We start from the raw sequence: 23979 nt of genomic DNA, 5'->3' as shown, positions 1-23979 counted from the left end.
GACTCGTAGCGAGCCTGTGGCGTTACTGCTCGACAGGGTGGTGGGGCATAATCGTCGGCCCGTTCTCGCCGTAGCCAACGGTCGCAACGACGCCGAAGACCGTCTCGAGAAGGTCGTCGGTGACGACCTCGTCCGGCGGCCCCCAGTCGAAGACGGAGCCGTCCTTGAGCGCGACGAGGTTGTCCGCGTAGCGGGCCGCTTGCGAGATGTCGTGGAGGACGATTCCAACCGTCACGCCGCGCTCCTCGTTCAATGTCTGGACGAGTTCCATCACCTGTAGCTGATGCTGGAGGTCGAGATACGTCGTGGGCTCGTCGAGCAGCAACACGTCCGTCTCCTGGGCGAGTACCATCGCGATCCAGACGAGTTGCTTCTGGCCGCCGCTCAGGTTGCCGACTTCCTCCTCGCGCAGGTGGTCGACGCCCGCGAGGTCGATCGCACGCTCGACCGCCGCCTCGTCAGACTCGGTTGGCGCGTCGAAAAAGCCCATGTGCGGATACCGCCCGTAGTAGATCAGCTCCTCGGCGGTCATGCCGCCGGGTGACTCGTGCTCCTGAGAGAGCATCCCGACACGGCGAGCGAAGGGCTTGCTATCGAAGTCGTCGATGTCGTCTCCGTCGAGGAGGACAGTGCCGTGTTCGGGCGCATGTTGGCGAGCCAGCGCCTTCAGCAGCGTCGACTTACCGCTCCCGTTCGGTCCGACGAGCGCCGTGATCTCGCCCGCCGGAAGGTCGATGCGGTCGACCTCGACGACCGGCTCTTCGGTCGTCGGGTAGCCGATTGCGAGGGTATCGCCGACGAGTTGACTCGAGTGCACCCCGCTGTCGTCAGCGGTGGGACTCCGACTCGAGTGGTCGTCAGCAGCGGAGTCGGTTGACCGTGGGGCAGAGTGGGTGCCACCGTCGGGGAGTGGGCTGGCAGTGCTGGTGTCATCGGACTCGTGCGCGGGGGATCGGCTGGTTCGTGTTCGCGCTTCAGACGGCGATTTCGAGGAAGAATGGTGGTGCTGGTTCGTGTCGTTGCTCATAGCGTACCGAACAGGACCGCCTGTTCGTGTTTTAGGCTGGCCTAACTACTGAAAAGTGCATCGTTTTAGGCGAGCCTAACACAGAGTGGCCGACGTGTACGGACGTGTTCGAGTGAGCAAAATAGCCGAGACGAGCCGATGCGTCTCGAGAGAAACCTGGCGGCGTCGGCCTCCAACTGGAGTGGGTCCGACCGTGTGAACCGTGATCTACGATTCGTCGTAGATCCGGTCGACGCGGTCTTCGAATCGGTCCATGATGACGCGGCGTTTCTTCTTCATCGTCGGCGTCAGCATCTCGTTCTCCTCAGTGAACTCCTGGGGAACGAGTTCGAACTGCTTGATCGTCTCGTGTTTCTCGAAGTCTTCGTTCGCGCGGTCGACTTCCTGCTGGACGTACTCGCGGACGCGCTTGTCGTCACAGAGCGATTCGAGATCGGCGGGCAGGTCGATGCCCTCCTCGTCGGCCCACTCGCGGATGTGTTCGACGTTCGGGACGAGCAGTGCACCGATGAACTTCTCGCCGTCGCCGACGACCATACACTGTTCGACGACCTCGCTCGCGGCGAAGGCGTCCTCGATCGGACCGGGCGCGACGTTCTTGCCGGTCGAGAGGACGATGAGCTGTTTGACGCGGTCGCGGAACTCGATGTAACCATCGTCGCGCAGGTGGACGACGTCGCCGGTGCGGAACCACTGCCCCCCGGCGGCGTCGGCATCTGGGTCTTCCAGGGCTGCACCGCCGTCAGGTTGTGCGGCGTCGGTAAACGCCCGGTCGGTCGCCGAGGGCTTGTTCCAATAGCCCTGGGTCACGTTCGGCCCGCGGGTGAGCAGTTCGCCGACCATTCCCGGGTCGTCGAACGCGTCCTGGTCGACGACGCTCTCGTCGATCGAGATGTCGACGTCGGTCACCGTCGGCCCGATCGTCCCGATTTTCGGCTCCTCTGGTGGGTTGACCGCGACGACCGGCGAGGTCTCGGTCAGGCCGTAGCCCTCGAAGATCGGGAGCCCCATTGCGTGGTAGAGCCGACAGAGTTCGGGCGAGAGACTGCCGCCGCCGCTGATCAGAATTTCGATCTCGCCCCCCAACGCTTCGCGGACCGTCGAGAAGACGAGTTTGTCCGCGAGCGCACGCTTCGCGTTCAGAATCGGACCGGGCGAGTCGGCACGCTGGTACTCGACGCCCACGTCGGTCGCCCACTCGAAGATGCGCTTCTTGACCGGCGATTCGCTCGCCTGTTCTCGAATCGCATCGTAGATCTTCTCGTAGACGCGCGGGACGCTGGTCGCCGTGTTCGGCTGAACGGTGCTGAAGTCCTCCTGCAGCGTGTCCGGGTTTTCGGCGTAGGCGACGCAGGCACCGCTTGCAAACAGCAGGAAGTGGCCCGCCGTCCGCTCGAAGACGTGTGCCAGCGGCAGATAGGACATTGCCTGGCAGTCCGAGTCGATCACCGGCACGTCGTCGTCGCGGTCCGGTCGCGGCGCGAAACGCTTACGGATCTGGTTGACGTTCGACCGGAAGTTGCTGTGGGTGAGCTGGACGCCCTTTGGCTTGCCGGTCGTCCCGCTCGTGTAGATCAGACTCGCCAGATCGTCCATCGCGGGTTCGTCGACCCATTCCTGATAGGCGTCCTCGTCGAACGCCCCAGCGCCGCGGTCGTGGAGTTCGGCGAGCGTCAGAATGTCGTCCCGGTCATCGTACCCGTCGAGTTCGTCGATCGAGACGATGAACTCGAGTGCCAGTTCGTCCTCGACTTCGAGGACGCGCTCTAAGAGGTCCTGATTCTCGACGACGACGCCGTCCGCGTCGGGGTCGTCAAGCAGATAGGAGACCTGGTCGGGCGAGGAACTCGTGTAGACCGTGGTGACGACTGCGCTAGCACTGAGCAGCGCGAAGTCAGTCTGTGCCCACTCCATGCGGGTGTTGCTGAAGATGCCGACCCGGTCGCCCGACTCGACGCCAAGATCGCGAAAGCCGGCGGCGAGGTTGCGAACGATGTCGCGCATCTCGGCGTAAGAGATCGCGTTGAACGAGCCTGGATCGGCCGCCGGCAGCACGTCGTCGGTGAGCGAGCGATCGTAAACCCCACCCTTGTAGCGCTGGGCCGGCCGATTCGTGTTCCGTTCGGCCGTCTCCTCGAACATCCGTCCGAGCGTCGTCGTCCCGATCACCTCGTCGTCGTACTCGCGTTCGGCGTCCCGCCAGTTCATATATCCAATGAGAGTGAGGCCCACGCGATAAAACGTGATGAAACTGATTTCGGTCGAATTTCCGTTTATTCGTGTTCGAGAACCTGTTACCGCCGATCTGTCGACAGCACTGGCGAGTTCGTTCGAGAGACGCCACTCCGCGCTCGCAGTTCACTCCCGGCCGTCAAGGTAGCCGACGACGCCGCGGACGTTCATCGCCGCCTCGGCGCTCGCCTTCTCGTCGCTCCAGGCGTCACCGTGGTCGGTCGCGGCCGCAAAGTGGTCCATGAGTTCCTCGTCGTCCAGTTCACCCCGCTTCGCCTCGACCGCGTTCACCCACTCGGTGAGGACGGTGGCGTACTCCTCGAGTGCCCGGTCGGCGTCATCGCCGACGTACCGAGGGCCGAAGTGGGTATAGAGGAGCACGTCGGGGTCGATGTCGGCGATCGTTCGGGTGTCGTCGAGACACTGCTCGAGATCGAAGTCGGAGGGTGGAGAGGTCTCGACGATTTCCTCGCGGTCGGGAATCCAGATTCCCGCCGCGTCGCCGGTGAAGACCGCGTCGTTTGCAGGGTCCTCGAAGACCACCTGGTGGAAGGCGTGGCCGGGGGCGGTGTGGACGCGCAGTTCGTGCTCGCCGAGGTCGATCACGTCACCGTCCTCGAGTTCGACGATCCGGTCTTCGGGGATCGGTTCCGGTTCGACGTAGTACTGCCACTGGTCGCCGACGGCGTTTTTCGTCCCGGCGACGAGTTTGCCGGGGTCGGCGAGCAGGCTCGCGCCGACGCCGGGGATGTGCACGTCGGCGTTCGGGCAGGCCTCTGCGAGGAGTCCCGCACCGCCCGCGTGATCGAGGTGGATGTGCGTGACGGTGATGACCGCGACGTCCTCGGGCGCGATGTCGAGTTCCGCGAGCGCGTCGAGAATGAGCTCGTAGTTGGTTCCGATACCGGTCTCGACGATCGCCGGCCGCTCGTCGTCTCTGATGTAGACGGCACCGTACCCCTCCGTCTCGTACATTCCGGTATCCAGGTAGTACAGATCCGAACAGTCGCCGACCGTCACCTCGCGAACGTCTCCGATAGCCATATCGGAAGCGCGTCCGCTGGCGAGATAAAAGCACGTATACGTGATCACAGCACGCCCGCCGTTCCCCGGTGGTGCCGGCCCCCGCTACTGTTCAGCCTCGTCCGACTGCTCCTTCCACTCCCCGATCCCCGACGGATCCAGGTGGACGTGCGCGTCACCCACGTCCTCGAGTGCCCGCAGGTCTTCGACCAGGTCGGACTCGATGTCGTGAGCCTGCCGGAGCGGCAGGTCGCCGTCGACCTCGACGTGGACTTCGACCTCGAGGACGGGGCCGTCGTAGAAGACCGTCAGGTCGTGCATTCCGTGCGCGTCAGGATGCTCGCGAAGGACCTCGGTTACCGCCTCGCGCTTCTCTGGCGTCGGCGCAGCACCGATGAGGTAGCCGATGTTCTCGCGACCGATCTCGACGCCCTGGTAGACGACGAGGACGCTGACGAGCGCGCCAGCGAGCGGGTCGAGCAGCGGCTGGCCAAGTAGAACGCCGATAACGCCGACGACGGCAGCGAAGGAGGTGTAGATATCGTTCAAACAGTCGGTCGCGAGCGCCTCGAGTGCGGTCGACTGCAAGTGTTCGTTGATGGCCTCGGTGTAGCGGTAGACGAGGTACATGTCGACGATTGCGAACGCGAGCGCGCCGAGCAGGAGCGGACTGAACGTGACATCGACGCCGGTGATGAGCCCCTCAACGGAGCTATAGAGGAGATTCAACCCTAACAGGGCGATCACCGCGCCGACGAACAGCGCCGTCAGCGGTTCGATCCGATCGTGGCCGTGAGGGTGCGTGTCGTCGGGTTCGTCGAACGAACTGCGTCCCCAGACGAGGACGACGATACTCGCGACGAGGTCCGCAACGGAGTGGGCCGCGTCGGCCAGCAACGCGACGCTGCCGAACAACAGCCCCGCCGCTCCCTCGACGATGATCTTTACCGCGTTTCCGAGCACGTTGGCCCACGACGCCCGCGCAAACCCGCGTCGGTCCTCGACGGCCTCGACCATGGCTGTTTTAGAGCCAGTCTAACCTTGGGTCTTTTCCTTCGCGATGGCTGCTGGCTGTGGTGGCTAACGGTGCGGACTCCGAGTCGGACTCGAGTACACCCCTGCTCACAGTTCCACAACGCTCATTGGCTAGCTCTGAGAAGGGCGTGACAGACACTGGGCGATGGGGCCCGCCTGACCCAACTGCCGGTGCTGTGGGCAGACTGTGTACGCGAGACGCTTTCGGCTGTTCGGTCATTCGGTTATTCGGCTGGTCGGCTGGTCGGCTGGTCGGCTGGTCGGCTGGTCGGCTGGCCGGATGATCGGCTGATCGGCCGGTCGGCTGGTCGAATCCACTCCGTGCGTTCAGCCTGTACCCCACGGCCGGCTGACGGTCCCTGCTTCGGTAGCCATGGCAGGATCCCAACCCCACCCCCTCGTTCGACTCGAAACGCTCGCGCTGGTCGGCATCGGCGGCTTCGCCGGCGCGAACCTCCGGTTTTTCGCGCTCGGGCTCTTTCCGGACGTCGTCGCCGTCTTGCTCGTCAACGTGCTCGGCTGCTTCGCGCTCGGCTTTATCGCCTACGAGGCGCAGTACTCGGGAATCGTCGAGCGAAAGTCACGACTCGTCTTCACGACCGGCTTTCTGTCGTCGCTGACGACCTACAGTACGTTCGCACTCCAGTCGGCGCTCGCCGCCGACCCGTTCCTGCTCGCCGCCATCGTCCTGGGGAACTACGGACTCGGCTTTGCCGGCGTGCTCGCGAGTCGCGAACTCGCCCGCCGGGTTCGCAGTCCCGGAGCCGCAGCGGCCGGAGGTGAGACGGCATGAGTGCACTCTCGACGCTGGCGCTGGCACTGGCACTCACTACCGACCTCATCGCCATCGATCCCGAACCGGCCCACATCGTCGGCACCGGCGGCGCAATCGGCGCGATGCTGCGTTATGCTGTGTACCAACAGCTCTCGAGTGACCGATTCCCCTGGCCGACGCTGCTCGTCAACGTCGTCGGGAGTTTCGTCTTCGCGCTGGCGACGTTCGCGGGCGCGAGCGAGTCGGTGATTCAGCTGGTCGGAATCGGCATCTGCGGTGCGTTCACGACGTTCTCGTCCTTTTCGGTCGAAACGGTCCAGCTCTACGAGCGCGGCGACAAACTGCTCGCCGCCGCCAACGCAGTCGTCAACCTCGTCCTCTCGCTCGCGGGCATCGGCCTCGCGTGGGTGGTCGTCGCCGTCGTCTAACCGGAGGGGTCAGAGTCGGGGGAGCCACGAACGATGGTGATCGGCACCCCAGCCCGGCGGACGACCTGTTCTGCAACGCTCCCGAGCAGATAGCGGACGGCACCCGCCCGTCCGACAGTCGCTCGCACGCCGTCTCGAGTATCGCGTCTCCCTTCTCGTGTTCCGTCTTGAACTCGTCGTCCGCCGTATACCCCGGATACGAGCGCTCACGGCTGTAATCCGCCATCGGATCGACGACGTACAGCACCGTCAGTCGGTCCTCGGGGAAGTGCTCGTGGGCGTACTCGAGTGCCGCTGTCGCTGGCTGGGAGCCGTCGACTGGAACGAGGATGTGCTCGGTCAGACGACTGCTACGGCGGCAGTTTCAAACAGTGTATTTCGGCAGGAGTGCCCCGGCAGGGACGATGAGTTAGATCAGTTCGGACAGCAACACTGCGGCGAGCCCGAAGTAGATTAGCAGCGCGGTGATGTCTTTGACCGTCGTGATCAGCGGGTCCGACGCCGCAGCGGGGTCGAAGCCGAGTTTGTTCATGATCCACGGGATAACGTAGCCGACGACCGACGCGACCACACAGACCGTGACGAGGCCGACGAAGACGACCGCCGCCAGCTCGAATGCGTACGGTTCGTCGATCTGCCAGACATACGCCGCACCGGCACCGATTCCACCGATGATCAGCCCGATGAGGAGACCGATCAGTCCCTCGCGGGCGAAGTGACGCATCGCGTTTCGGTCGTCGATGTGACCCAGCGCGAGCCCGCGGACGAAAATCGTCGACGCCTGCGTGCCGACGTTCCCGCCCATGTCCATGATCACCGGGACGAAAAAGGCGAGTGCCACGACGGCCTCGAGCGTGTCCTCGAACTGCTCGATGACGCCGCCGGCCAGCAGACCGCCGGCCAGCGCGACGATCAGCCACGGCAGTCGCAGCCGGAGGATCTTCGGGATCGAGGACTCGAGTATCGCCGAACTGCGCGAACTCTCGACATCGGCGAACGAGAAGCCGGCGCTTTTCATGATATCCTCGGTGGCTTCCTCCTCGACGACGTCGAGCATGTCGTCGGTCCGGAGGACGCCGATTAGCACGTCGTCAGTGTCGACAACCGGCAGGGCCGGGAAGTCCCGTTCAGCCATCTCGTCGGCCGCGTACTCGGGGTCTGCATCGGCGTCGATCGTCACGAGGTCGGTATGCATGTGTTCCTCGACGACATCGTCTTCCGGGGCGTTGAGCAGTTCCCGGAGGGACATAACGCCGACTAACCGGCCGGAGTTGTCGGTGACGTAGAGATAATAGACGGTCGTTTCGTCGTCGATCGGTTCGAAGTGACGAAACTCCTCGATCGCGGGGCCGACGAACGTTTCCTGGGTGACGGCAACGTACTCGTCGTCGGTGATTTCGAAGACGCGGTCCGCGTGGAATTCGGCGGTGTTCTCAGCAGCCCCCATACACTTCACCTCGGATGTGAGACCGAATGACACCTGCAAACTCTCCTTCGAGCAGGTCGAGCACGAGCTCCTCGAGTGTCCGTCGCCGTTCAATACCGTCAGCGACGGCAGCATCGGCGATCGCAGTTTCAGTTCCGTATCGACTGCTGTGGTTGGTATCCAGCATACAGTGGCGAATTATTAGACATGTCAAAAGTTGTTTCCCTTTTAGATCACCTATGTGTTTTAGTCACACAGTGGTGTGAGAGACACCGGTGCCAAACTCGAGTGGGATCGAGGGTACTCAACTACGTGTCTCGTCTTCCAGCACCAGTGTTGGCGCTTCCAGTCCCGATACGTTTAACAGACAACTGAGTGATGAACTGATATGAGCGTTCGCGGCGACGTCTGGTCGATCTATCGTGAGGCGATGCCAATTCTCCTCATCGCGCTCGGGGGTGGCCTGTTCGCCGGCCTCGTCCTCGAGGGGATGCTCGAGAGCGTCGAGCGCTTTCCCGGCTTGCTCGTGATGGTTCCCGTCTTTCTCGCGACCAGGGGGAACGTCTACGGTGCTCTCGGCGGGCGCATCTCGAGTGGGCTCCACCAGGGGCTGATCGAGCCGCGATTCGAGTGGGACGAGCGACTCGTCAACGCCGTCATCGCCTCGTTCGTCAACGGGATCGGCATTTCGGTTGTTATCGGCGTCGTGAGTTGGCTGGCACTACAGGTGCTCGGCTGGGAGTCTGCCGCGCTGTACGAACTCGTCGGGATCATGCTCGTCGCCGGCGTACTGACCTCGGTCGTGCTCATCTTCGGCCTGCTCGCGCTGATCTTCGCGGGCTATAAGTACGGCTACGATCCGGACAACCTCGTCGGACCGATCGTGACCACCCTCGGCGACATCTTTGGGATGCTCTTCTTGCTATTCGCGATCGGCGTCGTCGAGGTGATCGTCTGATGGTCGTCCCACAGGGACAGGGCTCGCTCGGCTCGTGGGATGCACACAGTATCGTCAGGAACATGTTCCCGCTGTTGATCGTCCTCTCGGTCATCGTCCTCGCAGCGGGGATCACACTCGAGGACGCAGAGGAGATGCTCACCGAGTACGGGCTGCTCGCGGTGATGGTGCCCACGATGGTCGACATGGGTGGGAATCTCGGTGCGATTTTGAGTTCGCGGCTCACCTCTCGACTTCACCTGGGGATGACGGATTTCGATCCCCGAGACCGGGAGCTCTGGGCGAACATTCTTGCGATTCTCGCGCTCGCGGTGACTGTTTTTACCGCGCTTGCCGTAGGTGCCTGGCTGCTCGGACAGCTCATCGGCGGCGCGTTACCGCTGTGGATGTTGCTCGTGATTTCGCTGACGAGCGGGCTGTCCGTCGCGGTCATCGCGATCGTCTTCGCGTTCGCGGCGACGTACGCCTCCTACAAACTGGGGATCGACCCTGACGACACGACGATTCCGATCGTCACGAACGTCGTCGACGTCTTCGGGATGATCATCTTCATCAGCGTTTCGGCGCTGGTTATCGGCTTCTGACCGGTATCGACGGTTAGCGTTGGCCGTCAAATGCCGTCAGTTCGACGTTTCAGCGCTGGCTCGAATTCTGCTCGACAACGTCGCACTCGTCGCGCTGCTACGGCGACCGCTCTTGTTCCTGCGAGAGGTCGTCGAACGCCTCCGCCGCCGTCCGCGTCCCCTTCGAGATCAGGACATCACCCGCCTCGAGTTCGGTGTCGGCGTCGCCGACGAGCAACCAGCCCTCCTCGGGGCGACGAATCGCGATGATCGACATCGTCGATTCGGTATCGGGAACGCCCCCGACGACGGTCGCCCCGTCGAGTGTGCTCCCCGGTTCGACCACGACCCGCGTGATGATCTCGTCGCTCTCCTCGACGGCCATCTGGACGACCGGATGCACCTCAAGGTCTCTGAGCACACCCTCGCTAATGTCGACTGCGGCGTCGCTGATAACCTCCGTACTGCTGCCGAGTTGGATCAGCCCGCGCAACACGACCGGATCGTCGGCATCCGCTGCGGCCCGGAGGGTCCACGCCTCGAAACGTGACTCCATCGCGTCGACTTCGACCTCGAGATTCCGAACCTCCTCTGCGAGACCCTCGCTGTCGAACAGCACACTGCTGTAGGCCAGATCGACTGCGAGTTCCGAGAGGTTCTTCATGTGGACGATCGTGTCGACCGCTCGCTCCAGATCCTCGATATCCGGCGCGTCGATCACCGGTGACTCGTAGGGCTCGCCAGTTAGCGTCTCGTAGACCCCATCGACTGCCGGTTCGGGACCGCGCAAGAGCGCGACGTCATCGCGCTCAATCTGTGTCTCCGGACCGGGGTTCAACAGCCACTCGTCACCGCGCCGGAGCGCGATCACCCGGACACCAGTCACGGATTCGAGGTCGATATCGACCAGCGTGCGCCCGGCGTACTCGGAATCGGACGCGACGACACCACGGACGAGCGTCTCGGTCGCCTCGGGCAGCGCCGCGCGCATCGCCTCGGGGAGCCCGACCTCCTCAAGGACGATCTTCGCGATGTCGCCAGCCGCATCGCTGATATCGCCCGCCGCGGTGACGATACCGAGCACCGGTGCGAGTTGCTCTGCGTCGTCCGGGTTCCGGACGGCCAGCATGAGGCTCATCCGCGCCTGTAACTCGAGTACGTCCATGCGCTCTTCGAGCCGGAGCACTTCCCGCGCGAGGTTCTCGTTGCGGTGAAGCACCGCCGAGTACGAGAGGTCGATCAACAGCTCCGCTGTGTCCTTCATCTCGACGAGGACGTCCTTGACGCTCCGTGGCTCGTACTCGATCGGTACCGCCGCTTCCCCCTCGAACGGGTCCATACGTCGACAAACCCGCCGCGTCGAAAAAAACGTTTCCCGCGTGGGCCGCGATCTCCCGGATCCAAAACTGGCCGCGGCGACGGACAGACGACGCCTTCCGATACGGTTTTGGACGGCCACAAAGAACCCACGGGCAATGATCGACCAAACGACGCTTCGCGAACAGCCCGACGCCGTTCGCGAGGCACTCGAGAACCGGGGCACCGACGTCGACCTCGACGACCTTCTCGAGACGGACGAGCGCTGGCGCGAACTGAAAGCCCGCGGCGACGAACTCCGCCACGAGCGAAACGAGATTACGGACAGGATTGGCGAACTCGTCGCCGAAGGCAAAGACGAGGAACGCGAGGACGCCATCGCGGAATCGAAGGAGCTCAAAGCCGAGATCGAGGACGTCGAGGCCGAAGCCGCCGAACTCCGCGATGAACTCGACGAACGACTCCTCGAGATCCCACAGCTTCCCGACGAGAGCGTCCCGGTCGGCGAGGACGAAGACGACAACGTCGAGGACCGGCGCTGGGGCTTCGACGACATGCGTGCCCTTCCAGACGACATCACCCCCCACTACGATCTCGGCGAGGACCTCGACATCATCGACGAGGCTCGCGGCGCGAAGACAACGGGCTCGGGCTTTTACTTCCTCAAGGGTGACGGCGCGCGCTTAGAGCACGCGCTGATCCAGTTTATGCTCGATATCCACCGCGAGCAGGACTACGTGGACCTCCTCCCACCGGTGCCAGTCACCAGCGAGTCGATGCGCGGCACCGGCCAACTGCCGAAGTTCGCCGACGACGCCTACCGACTCGGCGGCAGCAACGAGGAAGACTACGAGGACGACGATCTCTGGCTCTGTCCCACTGCCGAGGTGCCGGTCACCAACATGTACGCCGACGACATCCTCCTCAAAGACGACCTCCCACTCAAACACCAGGCGTACACCCCGAACTTCCGGCGCGAAGCCGGCGAGCACGGCACCGAAACCCGCGGTATCGTCCGCGTCCACCAGTTCAACAAGGTCGAACTCGTCAACTTCGTCGAACCCGAGAACAGCTACGACCGCCTCGAGGGCCTGCTCTCGGAAGCCGAGGAAGTACTCCAGCAACTCGGCCTCCCCTACCGCATCCTCGAACTCTGTACCGGCGACCTCACCTTCGCCTCGGCCAAAACCTACGACATCGAGGTCTGGGCCCCCGCAGACGACATGGACGACGGCCCCGACGAAGGCGGCCGCTGGCTCGAGGTCTCCTCGGCCTCGAACTTCGAAGCCTTCCAGGCCCGCCGCGCCGGCCTGCGCTACCGCCCAGAGCGCCACGAATCGGCCGACTACCTCCACACGCTGAACGCCTCCGGGCTCGCACTACCGCGCGTGATGGTGGCCGTACTCGAGTACTACCAGAACGAGGACGGGACTGTCACGGTGCCCGAAGCGCTGCGGCCGTACATGGGTGGCCAGGAGGTCATCGAGGGTCACGAGAAGGTCGGCGAGAGCGCGCTTGGGTCGGGTGAACGGGAATAGTCGAAAGCCGAACACGTCGGACGAAACGCTGGTCGACGAACGCGTTGTGACGGAAACACCGGTCAACGAACGCGGAAAAAGAGAGTCGATTTATCGCCGGTAGCGCTCGAGAGCGGCCGGGATCCGCTTACTTACCGTTCCACCGAGCCGATCTCGAATCGATCCGAGCAGTCCGTTGGGGACGAACAGCACGAACAGCACGAAGATAATCCCCAGATACAGCGGGGCGCGGCCGTCGAGGAACGTCCCGATGAAGTCGTTGATCGTCAGTCCCGCGACCTCGGCGGTGAGGACGCTCTCCGGCAGGAGCTGCTCGAGGTACGTGGAGAGTCCGTCGCTCTCCGTCGAGAGGATGTCTTCGAACCACTCGTGGAACAGTGCTCCGAACAGTGGTCCGGCGAGCGTTCCGATACCGCCGATGATCGCCATGATCAAGGCGTCCGCCGTGACGAGGAAGTAGAATGAATTGTCCGGCGAGGCCCCGCCCGCGTACGCGGCGAACAGTGCACCGGCGATAGCGGCGAAGAACGCACTCGTCGCGAACGCTCCCATCTTGTACCAGAAGACGTTGTAGCCGACCGCTCTAGCGCGTTCTTCGTTCTCGCGGATCGCGATCATGACTTTGCCGAAGGGAGAGTGGATGATCCGCTGCATCACGAAGTACGACAGGAGGACGACGATGCCGAGCGCGTAGTACGACGTCATCGTCGCCGAAATGTCGATTCCCAGGCCGAGGACGTTCTCGAAGCTGTCCCCGGAGAGTCGGCCGACGGCGAAGTTGAGCGAGTCGACGAACGGAACACCGATCGACATGTCCGCACCGGACGGAATCGTCGCACCCTCAGTCGGGTTCGAACTGACGTATCCCCAGTGGCGGATGAACTCGTACATCACCTGAGCGAAGCCGAGCGTAAGCATCGCGAAGTAGACGCCCGTGAGCCGGAACGAAACGGCACCGATCGCGAGCGCAACGACGAACGCCAGGGTCGCACCGAGGAACATCGTAATCATGAACGGCATCCCCTCCGGGACGCCTGGGACCTGTCCGTTTGCAGCGAGCACCACGAAGTATGCTCCCGTTCCGTAGAACGCGGCGTGGCCGAACGAGAGATACCCGGTGTAGCCGCTGATGAAGTCGAAACTGATCGCGAACAGTCCCATGTAGAGGACGATGATCATGAAGGTGAGTCCCGGAAGGAACGCGCTGGCCTCCGACGCGACCGGTGTCCGGTTGAGGACGCCCAGCAGTATCGGATACAGCGCGAATCCGAGCACGACCAGAACGTGCGGGAACTGGTCGCGGCCATACGACCTGATCCAGTGTTCGTCGCTGGAACTCACGGCCGTCGCCGAGCGCTGCTCGGCGGACTGGTCCGGTGTGGTCTCGACGCCGCCGTCCGCGGTTCGCTCGCGGTCACGGTTGCGGTCGTGATCGCGGTCGGAGTCTCGATCGCTGTCAGTCGGGCTAATGGCCCCCCACCTCCTCGACGCCGTACAGTCCCTGTGGACGGATAATGAGCATGATTACCAATAAACCGAATATTGTCAGTTCTGGGAGCCCGGTGAAGGTGACGATCCCGGTGGCGAACAGCCACGTGGTAAACGAGTCTGCGATGCCAACCAAGATTGCCGCCACGACGGTGCCCTTGAACGAGCCGAGTCCACCGATGATGACCACGACGAACGCGTACAGCAACACGTCGATGGCGAGCAGGGCGCTTGGCCCCCACAGCGGGTCCCACATGAGCAACACGCCACCGATACCGGCGAGACCAGTACCGAGGCCGAACACGATCGTAAACGCCTGACGAACGTCGATGCCGAGCGCCTCGACCATCTCCGGGTCCTCGCTGCCGGCTCGGATATAGAGACCGTACAGCGTCCGGTTGAGGAACAGCCAGACACCAACAACGGCAACAATCCCGAGAACGATTTCGAACGCGTATAGGCCGCGGATCGGTGCACCGAGGATGTCGTACCGCTCGGTGAAGACCGCCGGTGCAGTCCCCATCGCTCCCGACCACGGTGGTTCGGGTTGAATTCCCTGCGAGAGAACGACGATCCGCGTCACCTCCTCGAGGATGAGTGCGACGCCGAACGTCAGGAGGATCTGGTACATCGGCGTCCGATCATAGATCGGACGGATCAGCGAATACTCGAAGGCGCTCCCGAAGCCGGTGAGCAGCGCGAAGACCACCGCCAGCACGACCATGAAGAGCGCGATTCGAACGAGTGCGTCCGTGCCGTCGGAGACGGAAAGGACCATGACGAGCCCCCCGATGTACGCACCGAGCATCGCCATCGCACCGTGGGTGAAGTTGAGCACGCCCATCAGACCGAAGACGAGCGTCAATCCGACCGCGAGGACGAAGTAGACGGCCGCCTTGCCAAGCCCTTCGACGATGATCCGTGCGATCGTACTCGGTTGGAAGAGCCGTTCGAGCGTCTCGATCACCAGCGGAACCTCGGTCGCGAGTTCAATCGGCATCGTCTCGACCTCCTGTACAGTGGGTTCGCTGTCGGCGTTGCACTCCCTCGTCGTCTCGCTCGCTCCAACTCATGCGCTGAGATACCTCCGTATCCGTTCGTCGTCGGCCGTAACACCCTCCGTGGAACCGGACTCGACGACGGTCCCGTGATCGATGAGGTAGAACCGGTCTGCGAGCTCCATCGCGAGGGGGAAGTTCTGCTCGACGAGGACCATCGTCGTGTCTTCCGAGGCTGTTTCGAGCGCGTCGACGACCTGGTCGACGATCATCGGTGCCAGCCCCTCACTCGGCTCGTCGACGAGCAACAACTCGTTCTGTCCGACCATGCCGCGAGCGATGGCGAGCATCTGCTGTTGGCCGCCGCTCAAGTTCCTCGCTTCCTTCTCGCTGAACTCGTCGAGCGCAGGAAACAGCGAGTAGACGTACTCTCGCTGGGCCTCGAAATCGTCGTCCGGTTTGACCGCAACCCGGATGTTCTCTTCGACGGTCAGGTATCCGAACATCCGCCGCTCCTCGGGAACCCAGCCGATCCCGTCGTTGCTAACCTCGTGCGTGTCCTTCCCACCGATCTCCTCGCCCTTGTAACGGATCGTCCCCTCTCGAGGCGGCGTCAACTGGAGAATCGATCGGAGCGTCGTCGTCTTCCCGACACCGTTACGCCCGATCAGTGCGACGATCTCCTGTTCTTCGACGTCGAGGGTGACTCCCTGTAAGACGTGGCTCTCGCCGTAGTAGGTCTGAACGTCCTCGAGTTCGAGGAAACTCATCCGGCCGTCACCCCTGCCTCCGAGTCGTCGGCGGATTCGTCACTTTCGTCGTCTTGCTCGTACCCGCCGAGATACGCCTGCTGGACCCGCTTGCTCTCGCGAATTTCTGACGGAACCCCGTCCGCGATGAGTTCGCCGTTGTCGAGGACGACGACGCGATTGCTGATGTCCATCACGATGTCCATGTTGTGTTCGATCAGCATGATCGCGTGATCCTCGGCGACGTCGTCGATGAGGTCGGTGAGCCGACCGATATCTTCGCTCGAGACGCCGGCGGTCGGTTCGTCGAGCAACAGCACGTCCGGGTCACCGGCGAGCGCGATTCCGATCTCGAGACTTCGTTTCTCGCCGTGACTCAGGTTCTGAGCAGCGATGTCGGCGTCGTTGGACAGACCGATTCGCTCCAGAATGGCGTGGGCCTCCTCGAAGTGTTCGTCGAAGCTGTTGACGTTCCGCCAAAATCGCCACGAATCGTTGCCACGGTGGGCCTGGGCTGCGATTCGGACGTTTTCGAGAACCGAGACCGTCGGGAAAATGTTCGTGATCTGGTACGACCGATGGAGTCCAAGCCGGGCGGTCGTCGCCGGATCGGCGTCCGTGATCTCGATGGACCCCGCTTCGGAGGAGTCGAACTCGATCGTCCCGAACGTGGGCTCGAGTTCACCCGTAATCAGATTGAAGAACGTCGTTTTGCCGGCCCCGTTCGGACCGATTACGGAACAGAGTTGGCCGTCCTCGAGCGTGAAATCGACGCCGTCCACGGCAGTGATCCCACCGAACTGTTTCGTCAAATTGGTGGTCGAAAGTAACATTGCTAACTCTAACTAAGGTCACAACCCATCTCGTCGGCCGGCACCATCGCCTCGTCGGCGGCCACGGTTTCGATCGGTTCGCCCGGCATGATCGGAGCGTCCCAGGTCTCTTCGAACTCCTCGGACGTCGGCACCGGGTAGGCGACGGTCATCTCCGAGGCCGCTTGGTTGTTCTCCTCGCGGAACTGATAGCCGTTCTCGCCCTTCGGCGTATCCGTCACGGTCATACCAGTCAGGGCGTCGACGATCGCATCGGAGCTGGCGTCCTCGGCCTCCTCCAGTGCCTGCACCAGCGCGGAGGCGATCGTGAAGGTACCCGCACTGAGCAGGTCCGGAACCTGTTCGTAGGTCTCGACGTTCATGTCGATATACGCGTCGTTGACCGGGTTGTCGTACTGGTTCCAGTGATATCGCGTCGTGAACGGACCCAATCCGGATTCCTCGATGTCTTCCGCGGTAAAGTCCTCGCCGAGTGCCTCCACGACCGCACCGCCGAGCACCTGTGTCGTGACCAGTTCCGCGAAGCCGCCGAAAATCTGTACGTCGTACGCCATCGCCGTGCCGATGAACTGCGGGAGCGTCTGAAACGTGTACACGCCACCGACGGCGTCGGCACCTGCGTCCACGGCTTCGTCCATCATTCCCTCGAACTCGGAGTAGCCGACTTCGGTAAAGCGCGGTTCGAGGATTTCGATGTCATCGGACTGTTCGAGGACGGCCGTGTAGTTCTCCACGCCGCCCCGACCGAACGCGTTGTCCGAGCCAAACAACTGCACCGTCGAAATATCCATCTCCTCGGCGACGTACCTCGCACCGGACCGCGCGTCCATCGAGGTGTGCTCGCTCGCGCGGAACACGCGTTCGTGGCAGTACTCGTCCGAAACGGTGATGTCCCCGTCCGCCGCCGGTCCACAGAGATACGGGATGTCAGTCTCCGGGACGATCGTGTCGATTACACGGCGTGCGCTGTCGGACGACGTCCCCCCAAACAGGATGTCGACATCCTCGTCGACGACGAGGTCTTCCGCCACGCGTCGTGCGGTGTCCGGATCGAACGCCGTATCCTCGAGGATGATCTCGAACGTCGGACCGTCCGCAGGGTCAACCGTGTACTCACCCGCCGAGAGGGTGTCGACCGGCTCGACATCGTCGTACTTGTACGCGAGTCCGCAGTAGAATCCCTGTAGCGCTGATTGGCCGTAATATTCCAGATCCCCCGATGTCGGCTGGAACGCACCGATTCGAATCGTCTGCTCGTCCGGGTCCCCGGTGCCATTATCCTCTTCGGTAACACAACCCGCGAGCAGCGTCGTTCCGACCGCAGCCGCTGCACCCGAGCCCTTGAGAACACTGCGCCTCGTGGTGTGACGTACCATGACAATATATGAGCCGCTACTAGTACGAAACACATAATGTTCATATGTCAACCTGCGGCTCGGCCTTGCGGTGAGCAGTTATTCACCGTCGAACAGCGCGACTGCGCTCGCGGTACATCGGTCGACCGAGGAACCGAGTGCTTCAGACCGCACCGTCCTCGTGTCTGCGTTGATACGTATCGACCAGGTCGTACAGCGTGTGCCGGCGCGCGCCGTGCATGACGAAGTGGTCGCCGCCGCCGATCTCGGCGTACTCCCTGTGGTCGTTCGGGAGCGACAGTTCGTCGTACAGCGCCAGCGCGTCGCCACGACCGGCGACCTGGTCGTCTGAGCCTCGGACGACGAGCGTCGGACAGTCGACCTCGCTGGCGTCATACACCGGATTCCCCTCACAGCCCTCTCGAACGTCGGCGAGTGCACCAGTCTGAGCGAGGTACCCCTCACCGTCTTCCAGACCCTGATTCGATTCGACCTGCGTGTTCCAGACCGCCTCGAACAACGCTTCGTTATCGGGATCCTGTCTCGCTTCGACCTCCTCGCGCCGCTCGACGAAGTAGGCGTCCAGATCCGTCTCCAGTCCGAACCCTTGCATGCCGACTTCGAACTCGTACTCGGGTTTGTAAACCGGTGCACACAGCGTCGCCGAGGCGAGATCAGGATCGTTTTCGGCGAGGTACAGTCCCCCTGTTATCGTCCCCCAGGAGACGCCGACGAAATGAACCGTCTCGAACCGATCGCTCACGAACTCGACTGCCGCCCGAATATCTCGGACCGCGTCAGTCGCACGAACCGGTGGCCCGTTCGCTTCGGGCGGTTCCTCGAGTGCTGCTGGGAGGTCACTATCTCCGTACCCACGAACGTCGAGCGCGAAGGCGGTTCGGTCGTTGGCCGCCGCGTGAAGCCACGAGTACGAGTCGTCACCGGCGACTGGTGGAGCGAACAGCGCGCGAGAACACGTCAACGCGCCATGTACAAACAGGACGGCGGCGTCGGATCGATCCGCTGACAGCTCCCAGAGATTCAGTGCCGTTCCGTCGTCTGCGGTCACTTCGTGCTGTGCTAATCCCATGGTACGATGGTCGTCCGAGTTATTAATAAAATCCGACGTTAACTCGTAAACGTGTCGCGGTATGACCGAGGTTCTGTCAAAATAGAAGGAGTATTAGTACGGGAGTGTGATTCGATCACAAGCACGAGCACGAGTACCGAGTATGGACATCGATTTCACGCAGAAACTCCTCGCCTCGGTCGTTGGGCTCGGATTCGCCACCATGAGCGTCGTTCTCGCACCGTGGTTGTTCGCGCTGCTCGCACTCTGTACGATGGTTCCTTTCTTCGCGAGACTGCTGACCGCCTGACCGCCCGACCGTCTGACCACCTGACCACCTGACTGCCCACCCCTCTGAACGACACCGTGTACTCGAGTCCATCGTGCCGTGAACGTCTGCTCCGAACGTACCGGAAGCGTCATCAGACAACGAGAGTTTCGTTTGTTGAACAGAAAACAAAATAGGCGAGTACTCTTATCTATCCAACAACCGAAACCGATCTATGGCAATACCCGAGGAACAGATCGTTCGACTGCTCGCTGATCCAGAGAACCGTGCGATCCTCTCCTGTCTGGACGACGTGTCGGGTCCGCTCACCGTCGACGAACTCACACAGCAACTCGTCGAGCGGGATACGACGGTGGTCGATGCCGCGACTTACGACAGGGAATTCGAACGGACCACGGTCGCGTTGCACCACAGGCAACTCCCACAGCTCGACGAGGCTGGCCTGGTCGAGTACGACGCAGACGAGAATCTCGTGTTGACTCGAGGCGACGCGATCGATCCGGAGTGGGTGACGATCGATCTGATCGACGAGTTTCTCTCGCGGTTTACCGGGCGACGGAGCGCCGATACGGATGCGATCGGCGTGATCGAAGGGGAGGGAGCGGTCTACGACTATGGCCGCGAACTGGCCGACCGAGCTGAAGATGAGCTCTTTCTTATCTACAGGACCGACGACCTCCTCGACGAGGACTGTCTCTCTCACGCGACACAGGCGATAGACCGGGGCGTCGAGTTCTGCGTCGGATCGCAAAACCCAGCTGTCCGGCAGTTCTTCCGGGAACACATCCCCGAGACGACACTCTGGGAGCCACAACTCGACTGGATGAACGAACCCTCGCGGTATCCACGGATCAGCCGGCTCATCGTTGCCGACCGCGATAAGGTGATGCTCTCGCTACGAGACAAACCGATGGCGACCGGTTCGAAGACAGAGACGGCGATGATCGGCGAGGGAAAGACCAATCCGCTTGTCGTGCTCGTCCGTGAACTACTCGGTCCGCGCCTCGATCATCTGGACTACCAGAGCGACCACTTCAGCGGTGAACTGCCGTTTGAACTGTAACGATGACTGATAAACTTCGCTCCGACGGTGGCAACGGCGACGACAGTGAGGGAAAACCGGAACCGGCAGCCACACAGTCGACGTACGAGATTACCGACGGTCGATTACCGAGCGAAACGGTCGTTCGCGGTGTGGCCGCGCTCACGAACATACCCATACTGGATCTCGAACCGCTGTACACCGTCATCGATCCGACGCAACTGGACGAACTGTACGAGAAGACACCCGACACAGTGCAAGCGGAACTCTCGTTCACCTACAGCGGCTGTGCTGTTACCGTCACTCGAACGACGGTTCACGTTCAAATGACGACAGAGAGCGACACTGAAGAGAGGAACAGAAACAGCGGCTGATGGCCGGTAGAACAGACAGCCGATAGTTTCCCAGCAGCGCAGTCGGCGTAGAACAACGGGCTGGATACCATAGCGGCTCACCGTGGTCTCAGTGTGGTCTCGGTCAGCAGTGCAAAAAATGAACGACAGGGAGCTGGGACGCTGTGACAAGTCCCAGTACGGCCCAGTCTTAGAGGTAGTCGATCGCTTCCGGCAGTTCGAGCTTCATGCCCTTGCGCTCGCGGATCTCCATGATCTTCTCACGCTGGAGCGAGTCAGACATGACTTCGAAGCCGGCGTTCTCCGTGTTCCAGGAGGCACGACCCTCGGTTGCGGAGCGAATGTCGCTCGCGAAGCCGATCATCTCGCCGACGGGTGCGATACCCTCGACGACCATGAGGTCTCCCTCCTGGTACATGTCGTCGACGCGGCCACGACGACCCTGGATCTCGCCGGAGGCGGCACCCATGTGGTCGTTTGGCACGTCGATACGGGCGTCCTGCATCGGCTCGAGCAGCTTGATCTTGCCGTGGATCAGCGCGTTGTGAAGCGCGTTACGGGTTGCAGGGATAACCTGTGCCGGACCACGGTGGATGGTGTCCTCGTGGAGACGGGCGTCGTGCAGACGGATGAGCGTCCCCTGCACTGGCTCGTTTGCGAGCGGGCCGTTGTCGAGGGCGTCCTCGAATCCCTCGATGACGAGTTCCATCGTCTCGTTCAGGTGCTGGATACCCTTCGTGTCGTCGATGAGGATGTTCGTCCCGTGGATGTGTTCGACGTTCTGGGACGCATCCTTCTCCATGCCGGCGTCCTGCAGGGCTTCACGGCGTTCCTGCTCTGGCATGTCCATCGAGGCCTCGCCGAGCTTGATCGTGTCGACGAGGTCGTTCGTCATCGGTTCGATGGAGATGTAGAAGCGGTTGTGACGGTTCGGCGAAATGCCTTCGACTTCCGGGCTTGCCTGCTGTGGCTGCTCGCGGTAGACGACGATCGGTTCACCGGTGATGACCGGAATGCCCTGGTTCTTCTCGATACGCTGGGTGATGACCTCGAGGTGAAGTTCACCCTGACCGGAGATCAGGTGCTCGCCGGTGTCCTCGTTAATCGTAATCTGGATCGTCGGGTCCTCCTTGGAGACCTGGCGCAGCGTCTCGATGAGCTTTGGCAGGTCGTCCATGTTCTGTGCCTCGACGGACTTCGTGATGACGGGCTCGGAGATGTGCTCGATGGACTCGAACGGCGTCATCTCGACCGAGGAGACGGTCGAGCCGGCGATGGCGTCACGCAGACCGGTGACGGCTGCGATGTTACCTGCTGGGACGCGCTCGACTTCCTCGCGCTCGCCACCCATGTAGATCCCGACGGACTGGACGCGGTTCTTGCCCGCGGTCCCGGAGACGTACAGCTCCTGGCCCTTCTCGAGGGAGCCCGAGAAGACACGACCGGAGGCGATTTCGCCGGCGTGTGGGTCCATTCCGATGTCGGTGACCATGAAGACGACTTCGCCGGACTCGTCGACGAGACGCATACCCTCTGCGAGTTCGGACTCGTCGTCACCGCGCCAGATACGCGGGACACGGCGTGGCTGTGCGTCGACTGGGTTCGGGAAGTGCTCACAGACCATGTCGAGCACGACGTCCGACAGCGGCGTCCGGTCGTGGAGCTCCTGGCGCTCGTCGTTGCGCTCGAGTTCCATGATGTCGCCGAAGTCCATGCCGGTGCGCTGCATCGACGGCATCGAGACACCCCACTTGTAGAGGGCGGATCCGAAGCCGACGGTGCCGTCTTCGACGGAGACAGTCCAGTCGTCGACGTCGTCCATGTCCTCGGTCATGCCGCGGATGAGTTCGTTGACGTCGCCGATGACGGAGACGAGACGCTGTTGCATCTCCTCTGGTCCTTCCTGCAGTTCCGAAATCAGGCGGTCGACCTTGTTGATGAACAGGGTCGGCTTGACGCCCTCGCGGAGTGCCTGGCGCAGGACCGTTTCGGTCTGCGGCATGGCACCCTCGACGGCGTCGACGACGACGAGCGCACCGTCGACGGCACGCATCGCACGCGTCACGTCGCCACCGAAGTCGACGTGGCCCGGCGTGTCGATCAGGTTGATCAGGTGGTTGGTGTCGTCGTACTCGTGGGTCATCGACACGTTTGCCGCGTCGATGGTGATCCCACGTTCCTGCTCGTCTTCCTCCGTGTCCATCGCGAGCTGTTCGCCGGCAGTCTCGTCAGAGATCATGCCTGCACCCGCGAGGAGGTTGTCAGAAAGGGTCGTTTTTCCGTGGTCGACGTGAGCGGCGATGGCGATGTTCCGGATGTTCTCCGGTTCGTCCATCAACCGTTCACACTCTTGGACGATCTTCTTGCGTCGGCCCATATACCCCTCATTACCGCTAGCGGGGTCAAAAGGGTAGTGTTTCGTCGCCGGCAGAATCCGACGCGTATCCCCGTCCGCAGCGGTGAATATCCATTTTGCGTGAGTGAATAACATGCACCAAGCAAGTGAGCTGCGACAACGGCCGTCCGACTGATTCACACGAAACACGAACCGGCGTAAGAGACATACCGCCACAGCCCTTGCTATTCTTGCACATGGACATTCGTATTCAGGGGCCGGGTCCGACCTCCCCATTTCTCAGCGCCCGGGACCTCTTCGAAACCGAGCACGATCTCTCCCTTCCGGTCTACGTGCGCCTGCGCGATGATCCAGACGAGCGAACCTGGGCCGGCCACTACGAGGACCGCCACGTCCTCAACATCTCACGGCAGGCCGCCTCCAGTGCGATGGCCCGCGAACTCGCCCTCCACGAGTTCGCCCACATGGCCAGATACGAAGAGGACCATCCGTCTCACACCCAGTCCATCGAAGAAGTCCTCTACCTCGCGCTGGCTGGCAAGTCCGTCGAGCGCCGAAAACTCTCACACTGCCACCAGATCGCGAACCACATGAAAGACATCTACGCCGACGACATCACGCTCTCGGTCGGCCCCGGCGAGAAACTGCTCTCCTTTCTCGAGTCCAGCCTCGCAGCAGCGGTCGCGGACCGACCGGACACCCCATCGCGACCGGGACTCCAACGGCTCTCCGCGAGTGCCGATCCGGACATTACGGCCGTCAACGCCGCATTCGCGCTCGCACTCGCAGAGCGCCACGACCTCGTCGACCCGGACGAGAGCCATCGCCTCTACGACCTTGCACACGCGGCCGCGATGGACGCACCCGCTGTCGATACGATGGCGTTTCGCCGTCGCTTTCGCGAACTCGGCCGGGAAACCGATGCGAGCACGTACCGGAAAGTGCTCGTCGATGCGACGCGCTCATACGTCGATTCGAACTCGGCGGCCGCAGACTGAGACGGTTGCGCTCCGAGTCCACCATGCGTTCGACGCTCACACCGACTACCGGTGCTGTCGCTACAGCTCTCGAACAGATAGTGTCGAACGCGAGAGAAGATAGTCGGTGTCGACGGTCCGAACTCGA

23 protein-coding genes and 1 pseudogene are annotated in these 23979 nt (G+C 62.4%); 9 read left to right on the top strand and 15 right to left on the bottom strand.

The window, feature by feature from the left end:
• Window positions 1–22: 22 nt before the first annotated feature.
• The 4 genes from C483_RS11970 to C483_RS11955 all read right to left on the bottom strand — a co-directional run bounded on the left by C483_RS11970 (window position 23) and on the right by C483_RS11955 (window position 5299).
• Window positions 23–1027, bottom strand: a complete 1005-nt coding sequence (locus C483_RS11970; protein ID WP_006653619.1) for an ABC transporter ATP-binding protein — start codon at window positions 1025–1027, stop codon at window positions 23–25.
• A 207-nt stretch (window positions 1028–1234) separates the two neighbouring features.
• Window positions 1235–3235 carry an AMP-dependent synthetase/ligase gene (locus tag C483_RS11965; protein ID WP_006653618.1) on the bottom strand — a complete coding sequence of 667 codons (2001 nt, stop codon included), beginning with the start codon at window positions 3233–3235 and terminating at the stop codon, window positions 1235–1237.
• A 150-nt stretch (window positions 3236–3385) separates the two neighbouring features.
• Window positions 3386–4303: an MBL fold metallo-hydrolase gene (locus C483_RS11960; RefSeq protein WP_006653617.1), complete on the bottom strand. Its 918-nt coding sequence runs from the start codon at window positions 4301–4303 to the stop codon at window positions 3386–3388.
• A gap of 84 nt (window positions 4304–4387) precedes the next feature.
• On the bottom strand, window positions 4388–5299 hold the full coding sequence (locus C483_RS11955; RefSeq protein ID WP_006653616.1) for a cation diffusion facilitator family transporter: 912 nt from the start codon (window positions 5297–5299) through the stop codon (window positions 4388–4390).
• A 391-nt stretch (window positions 5300–5690) separates the two neighbouring features.
• Here C483_RS11955 and C483_RS11950 point away from each other — a divergent pair, with 391 nt between their 5' ends.
• Entirely contained in the window at window positions 5691–6110 is a 420-nt protein-coding gene (locus C483_RS11950; RefSeq protein ID WP_006653615.1) for a fluoride efflux transporter FluC, read from the top strand.
• The gene (locus C483_RS11945; RefSeq protein ID WP_006653614.1) at window positions 6107–6520 is read left to right on the top strand and encodes a fluoride efflux transporter FluC; all 414 of its coding nucleotides are present in this window, start codon (window positions 6107–6109) and stop codon (window positions 6518–6520) included. The genes C483_RS11950 and C483_RS11945 overlap by 4 nt, the downstream gene beginning before the upstream one ends.
• Here the strand turns inward: C483_RS11945 and C483_RS19540 are convergent.
• From C483_RS19540 to C483_RS11935, 3 genes and pseudogenes are all read right to left on the bottom strand, one after another.
• Window positions 6517–6863, bottom strand: a pseudogene (locus C483_RS19540) (universal stress protein). The gene C483_RS11945 and the pseudogene C483_RS19540 overlap by 4 nt on opposite strands.
• Window positions 6864–6929: 66 nt before the next feature.
• Window positions 6930–7967 carry a magnesium transporter gene (mgtE, locus tag C483_RS11940; RefSeq protein WP_006653613.1) on the bottom strand — a complete coding sequence of 346 codons (1038 nt, stop codon included), beginning with the start codon at window positions 7965–7967 and terminating at the stop codon, window positions 6930–6932.
• Window positions 7954–8133 (bottom strand): hypothetical protein, encoded by a 180-nt coding sequence (locus tag C483_RS11935; RefSeq protein WP_006653612.1) that lies wholly within the window; start codon window positions 8131–8133, stop codon window positions 7954–7956. The genes mgtE and C483_RS11935 overlap by 14 nt, the downstream gene beginning before the upstream one ends.
• Before the next feature lie 201 nt (window positions 8134–8334).
• Here C483_RS11935 and C483_RS11930 point away from each other — a divergent pair, with 201 nt between their 5' ends.
• Together C483_RS11930 and C483_RS11925 are read left to right on the top strand one after the other, a co-directional pair.
• Entirely contained in the window at window positions 8335–8904 is a 570-nt protein-coding gene (locus tag C483_RS11930) for a magnesium transporter (RefSeq protein WP_006653611.1), read from the top strand.
• Window positions 8904–9488 (top strand): magnesium transporter, encoded by a 585-nt coding sequence (locus C483_RS11925; protein WP_006653610.1) that lies wholly within the window; start codon window positions 8904–8906, stop codon window positions 9486–9488. The genes C483_RS11930 and C483_RS11925 overlap by 1 nt, the downstream gene beginning before the upstream one ends.
• A gap of 97 nt (window positions 9489–9585) precedes the next feature.
• Here C483_RS11925 and C483_RS11920 read toward each other — a convergent pair whose 3' ends face one another.
• On the bottom strand, window positions 9586–10806 hold the full coding sequence (locus C483_RS11920) for a potassium channel family protein (protein WP_006653609.1): 1221 nt from the start codon (window positions 10804–10806) through the stop codon (window positions 9586–9588).
• A 136-nt stretch (window positions 10807–10942) separates the two neighbouring features.
• Between C483_RS11920 and serS the strand changes: the two genes are divergently transcribed.
• Window positions 10943–12322 (top strand): serine--tRNA ligase, encoded by a 1380-nt coding sequence (serS, locus tag C483_RS11915; RefSeq protein WP_006653608.1) that lies wholly within the window; start codon window positions 10943–10945, stop codon window positions 12320–12322.
• Between the two features lie 90 nt (window positions 12323–12412).
• Here the strand turns inward: serS and C483_RS11910 are convergent, their stop codons facing one another.
• The 6 genes from C483_RS11910 to C483_RS11885 all read right to left on the bottom strand — a co-directional run bounded on the left by C483_RS11910 (window position 12413) and on the right by C483_RS11885 (window position 18835).
• Complete coding sequence (locus C483_RS11910; RefSeq protein WP_006653607.1) at window positions 12413–13663, bottom strand: branched-chain amino acid ABC transporter permease; 1251 nt, start codon at window positions 13661–13663, stop codon at window positions 12413–12415.
• Between the two features lie 124 nt (window positions 13664–13787).
• Window positions 13788–14810: a branched-chain amino acid ABC transporter permease gene (locus tag C483_RS11905; RefSeq protein WP_006653606.1), complete on the bottom strand. Its 1023-nt coding sequence runs from the start codon at window positions 14808–14810 to the stop codon at window positions 13788–13790.
• A gap of 69 nt (window positions 14811–14879) precedes the next feature.
• Window positions 14880–15578 (bottom strand): ABC transporter ATP-binding protein, encoded by a 699-nt coding sequence (locus tag C483_RS11900; RefSeq protein ID WP_006653605.1) that lies wholly within the window; start codon window positions 15576–15578, stop codon window positions 14880–14882.
• The gene (locus C483_RS11895; RefSeq protein WP_006653604.1) at window positions 15575–16390 is read right to left on the bottom strand and encodes an ABC transporter ATP-binding protein; all 816 of its coding nucleotides are present in this window, start codon (window positions 16388–16390) and stop codon (window positions 15575–15577) included. The genes C483_RS11900 and C483_RS11895 overlap by 4 nt, the downstream gene beginning before the upstream one ends.
• 8 nt (window positions 16391–16398) lie before the next feature.
• Window positions 16399–17766: a substrate-binding domain-containing protein gene (locus C483_RS11890; RefSeq protein ID WP_006653603.1), complete on the bottom strand. Its 1368-nt coding sequence runs from the start codon at window positions 17764–17766 to the stop codon at window positions 16399–16401.
• 142 nt (window positions 17767–17908) lie between these two features.
• The gene (locus C483_RS11885; RefSeq protein ID WP_006653602.1) at window positions 17909–18835 is read right to left on the bottom strand and encodes an alpha/beta hydrolase; all 927 of its coding nucleotides are present in this window, start codon (window positions 18833–18835) and stop codon (window positions 17909–17911) included.
• Between the two features lie 142 nt (window positions 18836–18977).
• Between C483_RS11885 and C483_RS20470 the strand changes: the two genes are divergently transcribed.
• The 3 genes from C483_RS20470 to C483_RS11875 all read left to right on the top strand — a co-directional run bounded on the left by C483_RS20470 (window position 18978) and on the right by C483_RS11875 (window position 20519).
• Entirely contained in the window at window positions 18978–19124 is a 147-nt protein-coding gene (locus C483_RS20470; protein WP_006653601.1) for a hypothetical protein, read from the top strand.
• A gap of 193 nt (window positions 19125–19317) precedes the next feature.
• Complete coding sequence (locus tag C483_RS11880; protein ID WP_006653600.1) at window positions 19318–20166, top strand: DUF7344 domain-containing protein; 849 nt, start codon at window positions 19318–19320, stop codon at window positions 20164–20166.
• Window positions 20167–20168: 2 nt separating this feature from the next.
• Window positions 20169–20519 carry a HalOD1 output domain-containing protein gene (locus C483_RS11875; RefSeq protein WP_006653599.1) on the top strand — a complete coding sequence of 117 codons (351 nt, stop codon included), beginning with the start codon at window positions 20169–20171 and terminating at the stop codon, window positions 20517–20519.
• A gap of 169 nt (window positions 20520–20688) precedes the next feature.
• Here C483_RS11875 and C483_RS11870 read toward each other — a convergent pair whose 3' ends face one another.
• Window positions 20689–22875 carry an elongation factor EF-2 gene (locus tag C483_RS11870; protein ID WP_006653598.1) on the bottom strand — a complete coding sequence of 729 codons (2187 nt, stop codon included), beginning with the start codon at window positions 22873–22875 and terminating at the stop codon, window positions 20689–20691.
• A 215-nt stretch (window positions 22876–23090) separates the two neighbouring features.
• Here C483_RS11870 and C483_RS11865 point away from each other — a divergent pair, with 215 nt between their 5' ends.
• Window positions 23091–23852: a DUF5781 family protein gene (locus C483_RS11865; RefSeq protein WP_006653597.1), complete on the top strand. Its 762-nt coding sequence runs from the start codon at window positions 23091–23093 to the stop codon at window positions 23850–23852.
• The last annotated feature ends 127 nt before the right edge of the window (window positions 23853–23979 follow it).

The sequence above is a fragment of the Natrialba hulunbeirensis JCM 10989 genome, assembly GCF_000337575.1.
In the GTDB taxonomy this organism is placed as follows: Archaea; Halobacteriota; Halobacteria; order Halobacteriales; family Natrialbaceae; genus Natrialba; species Natrialba hulunbeirensis.
Note: the sequence above shows the minus strand (reverse complement) of the source record. Positions and strands in the feature narration are given on the sequence as shown.

What these genes read in the sequence shown, in the direction of transcription:
- C483_RS11900 (WP_006653605.1), bottom strand. Translation starts at nt 15,578, where the DNA reads ATGAGTTTCCTCGAACTCGAGGACGTTCAGACCTACTACGGCGAGAGC.
- C483_RS11885 (WP_006653602.1), bottom strand. Translation starts at nt 18,835, where the DNA reads ATGGGATTAGCACAGCACGAAGTGACCGCAGACGACGGAACGGCACTG.
- C483_RS11865 (WP_006653597.1), top strand. Translation starts at nt 23,091, where the DNA reads ATGGACATTCGTATTCAGGGGCCGGGTCCGACCTCCCCATTTCTCAGC.
- C483_RS11955 (WP_006653616.1), bottom strand. Translation starts at nt 5,299, where the DNA reads ATGGTCGAGGCCGTCGAGGACCGACGCGGGTTTGCGCGGGCGTCGTGG.
- C483_RS11895 (WP_006653604.1), bottom strand. Translation starts at nt 16,390, where the DNA reads ATGTTACTTTCGACCACCAATTTGACGAAACAGTTCGGTGGGATCACT.
- C483_RS11905 (WP_006653606.1), bottom strand. Translation starts at nt 14,810, where the DNA reads ATGCCGATTGAACTCGCGACCGAGGTTCCGCTGGTGATCGAGACGCTC.
- C483_RS11920 (WP_006653609.1), bottom strand. Translation starts at nt 10,806, where the DNA reads ATGGACCCGTTCGAGGGGGAAGCGGCGGTACCGATCGAGTACGAGCCA.
- C483_RS11970 (WP_006653619.1), bottom strand. Translation starts at nt 1,027, where the DNA reads ATGAGCAACGACACGAACCAGCACCACCATTCTTCCTCGAAATCGCCG.
- C483_RS11935 (WP_006653612.1), bottom strand. Translation starts at nt 8,133, where the DNA reads ATGCTGGATACCAACCACAGCAGTCGATACGGAACTGAAACTGCGATC.
- C483_RS11890 (WP_006653603.1), bottom strand. Translation starts at nt 17,766, where the DNA reads ATGGTACGTCACACCACGAGGCGCAGTGTTCTCAAGGGCTCGGGTGCA.
- C483_RS11945 (WP_006653614.1), top strand. Translation starts at nt 6,107, where the DNA reads ATGAGTGCACTCTCGACGCTGGCGCTGGCACTGGCACTCACTACCGAC.
- serS (WP_006653608.1), top strand. Translation starts at nt 10,943, where the DNA reads ATGATCGACCAAACGACGCTTCGCGAACAGCCCGACGCCGTTCGCGAG.
- C483_RS11880 (WP_006653600.1), top strand. Translation starts at nt 19,318, where the DNA reads ATGGCAATACCCGAGGAACAGATCGTTCGACTGCTCGCTGATCCAGAG.
- C483_RS11875 (WP_006653599.1), top strand. Translation starts at nt 20,169, where the DNA reads ATGACTGATAAACTTCGCTCCGACGGTGGCAACGGCGACGACAGTGAG.
- C483_RS11950 (WP_006653615.1), top strand. Translation starts at nt 5,691, where the DNA reads ATGGCAGGATCCCAACCCCACCCCCTCGTTCGACTCGAAACGCTCGCG.
- C483_RS11965 (WP_006653618.1), bottom strand. Translation starts at nt 3,235, where the DNA reads ATGAACTGGCGGGACGCCGAACGCGAGTACGACGACGAGGTGATCGGG.
- C483_RS11870 (WP_006653598.1), bottom strand. Translation starts at nt 22,875, where the DNA reads ATGGGCCGACGCAAGAAGATCGTCCAAGAGTGTGAACGGTTGATGGAC.
- C483_RS11960 (WP_006653617.1), bottom strand. Translation starts at nt 4,303, where the DNA reads ATGGCTATCGGAGACGTTCGCGAGGTGACGGTCGGCGACTGTTCGGAT.
- C483_RS20470 (WP_006653601.1), top strand. Translation starts at nt 18,978, where the DNA reads ATGGACATCGATTTCACGCAGAAACTCCTCGCCTCGGTCGTTGGGCTC.
- mgtE (WP_006653613.1), bottom strand. Translation starts at nt 7,967, where the DNA reads ATGGGGGCTGCTGAGAACACCGCCGAATTCCACGCGGACCGCGTCTTC.
- C483_RS11925 (WP_006653610.1), top strand. Translation starts at nt 8,904, where the DNA reads ATGGTCGTCCCACAGGGACAGGGCTCGCTCGGCTCGTGGGATGCACAC.
- C483_RS11930 (WP_006653611.1), top strand. Translation starts at nt 8,335, where the DNA reads ATGAGCGTTCGCGGCGACGTCTGGTCGATCTATCGTGAGGCGATGCCA.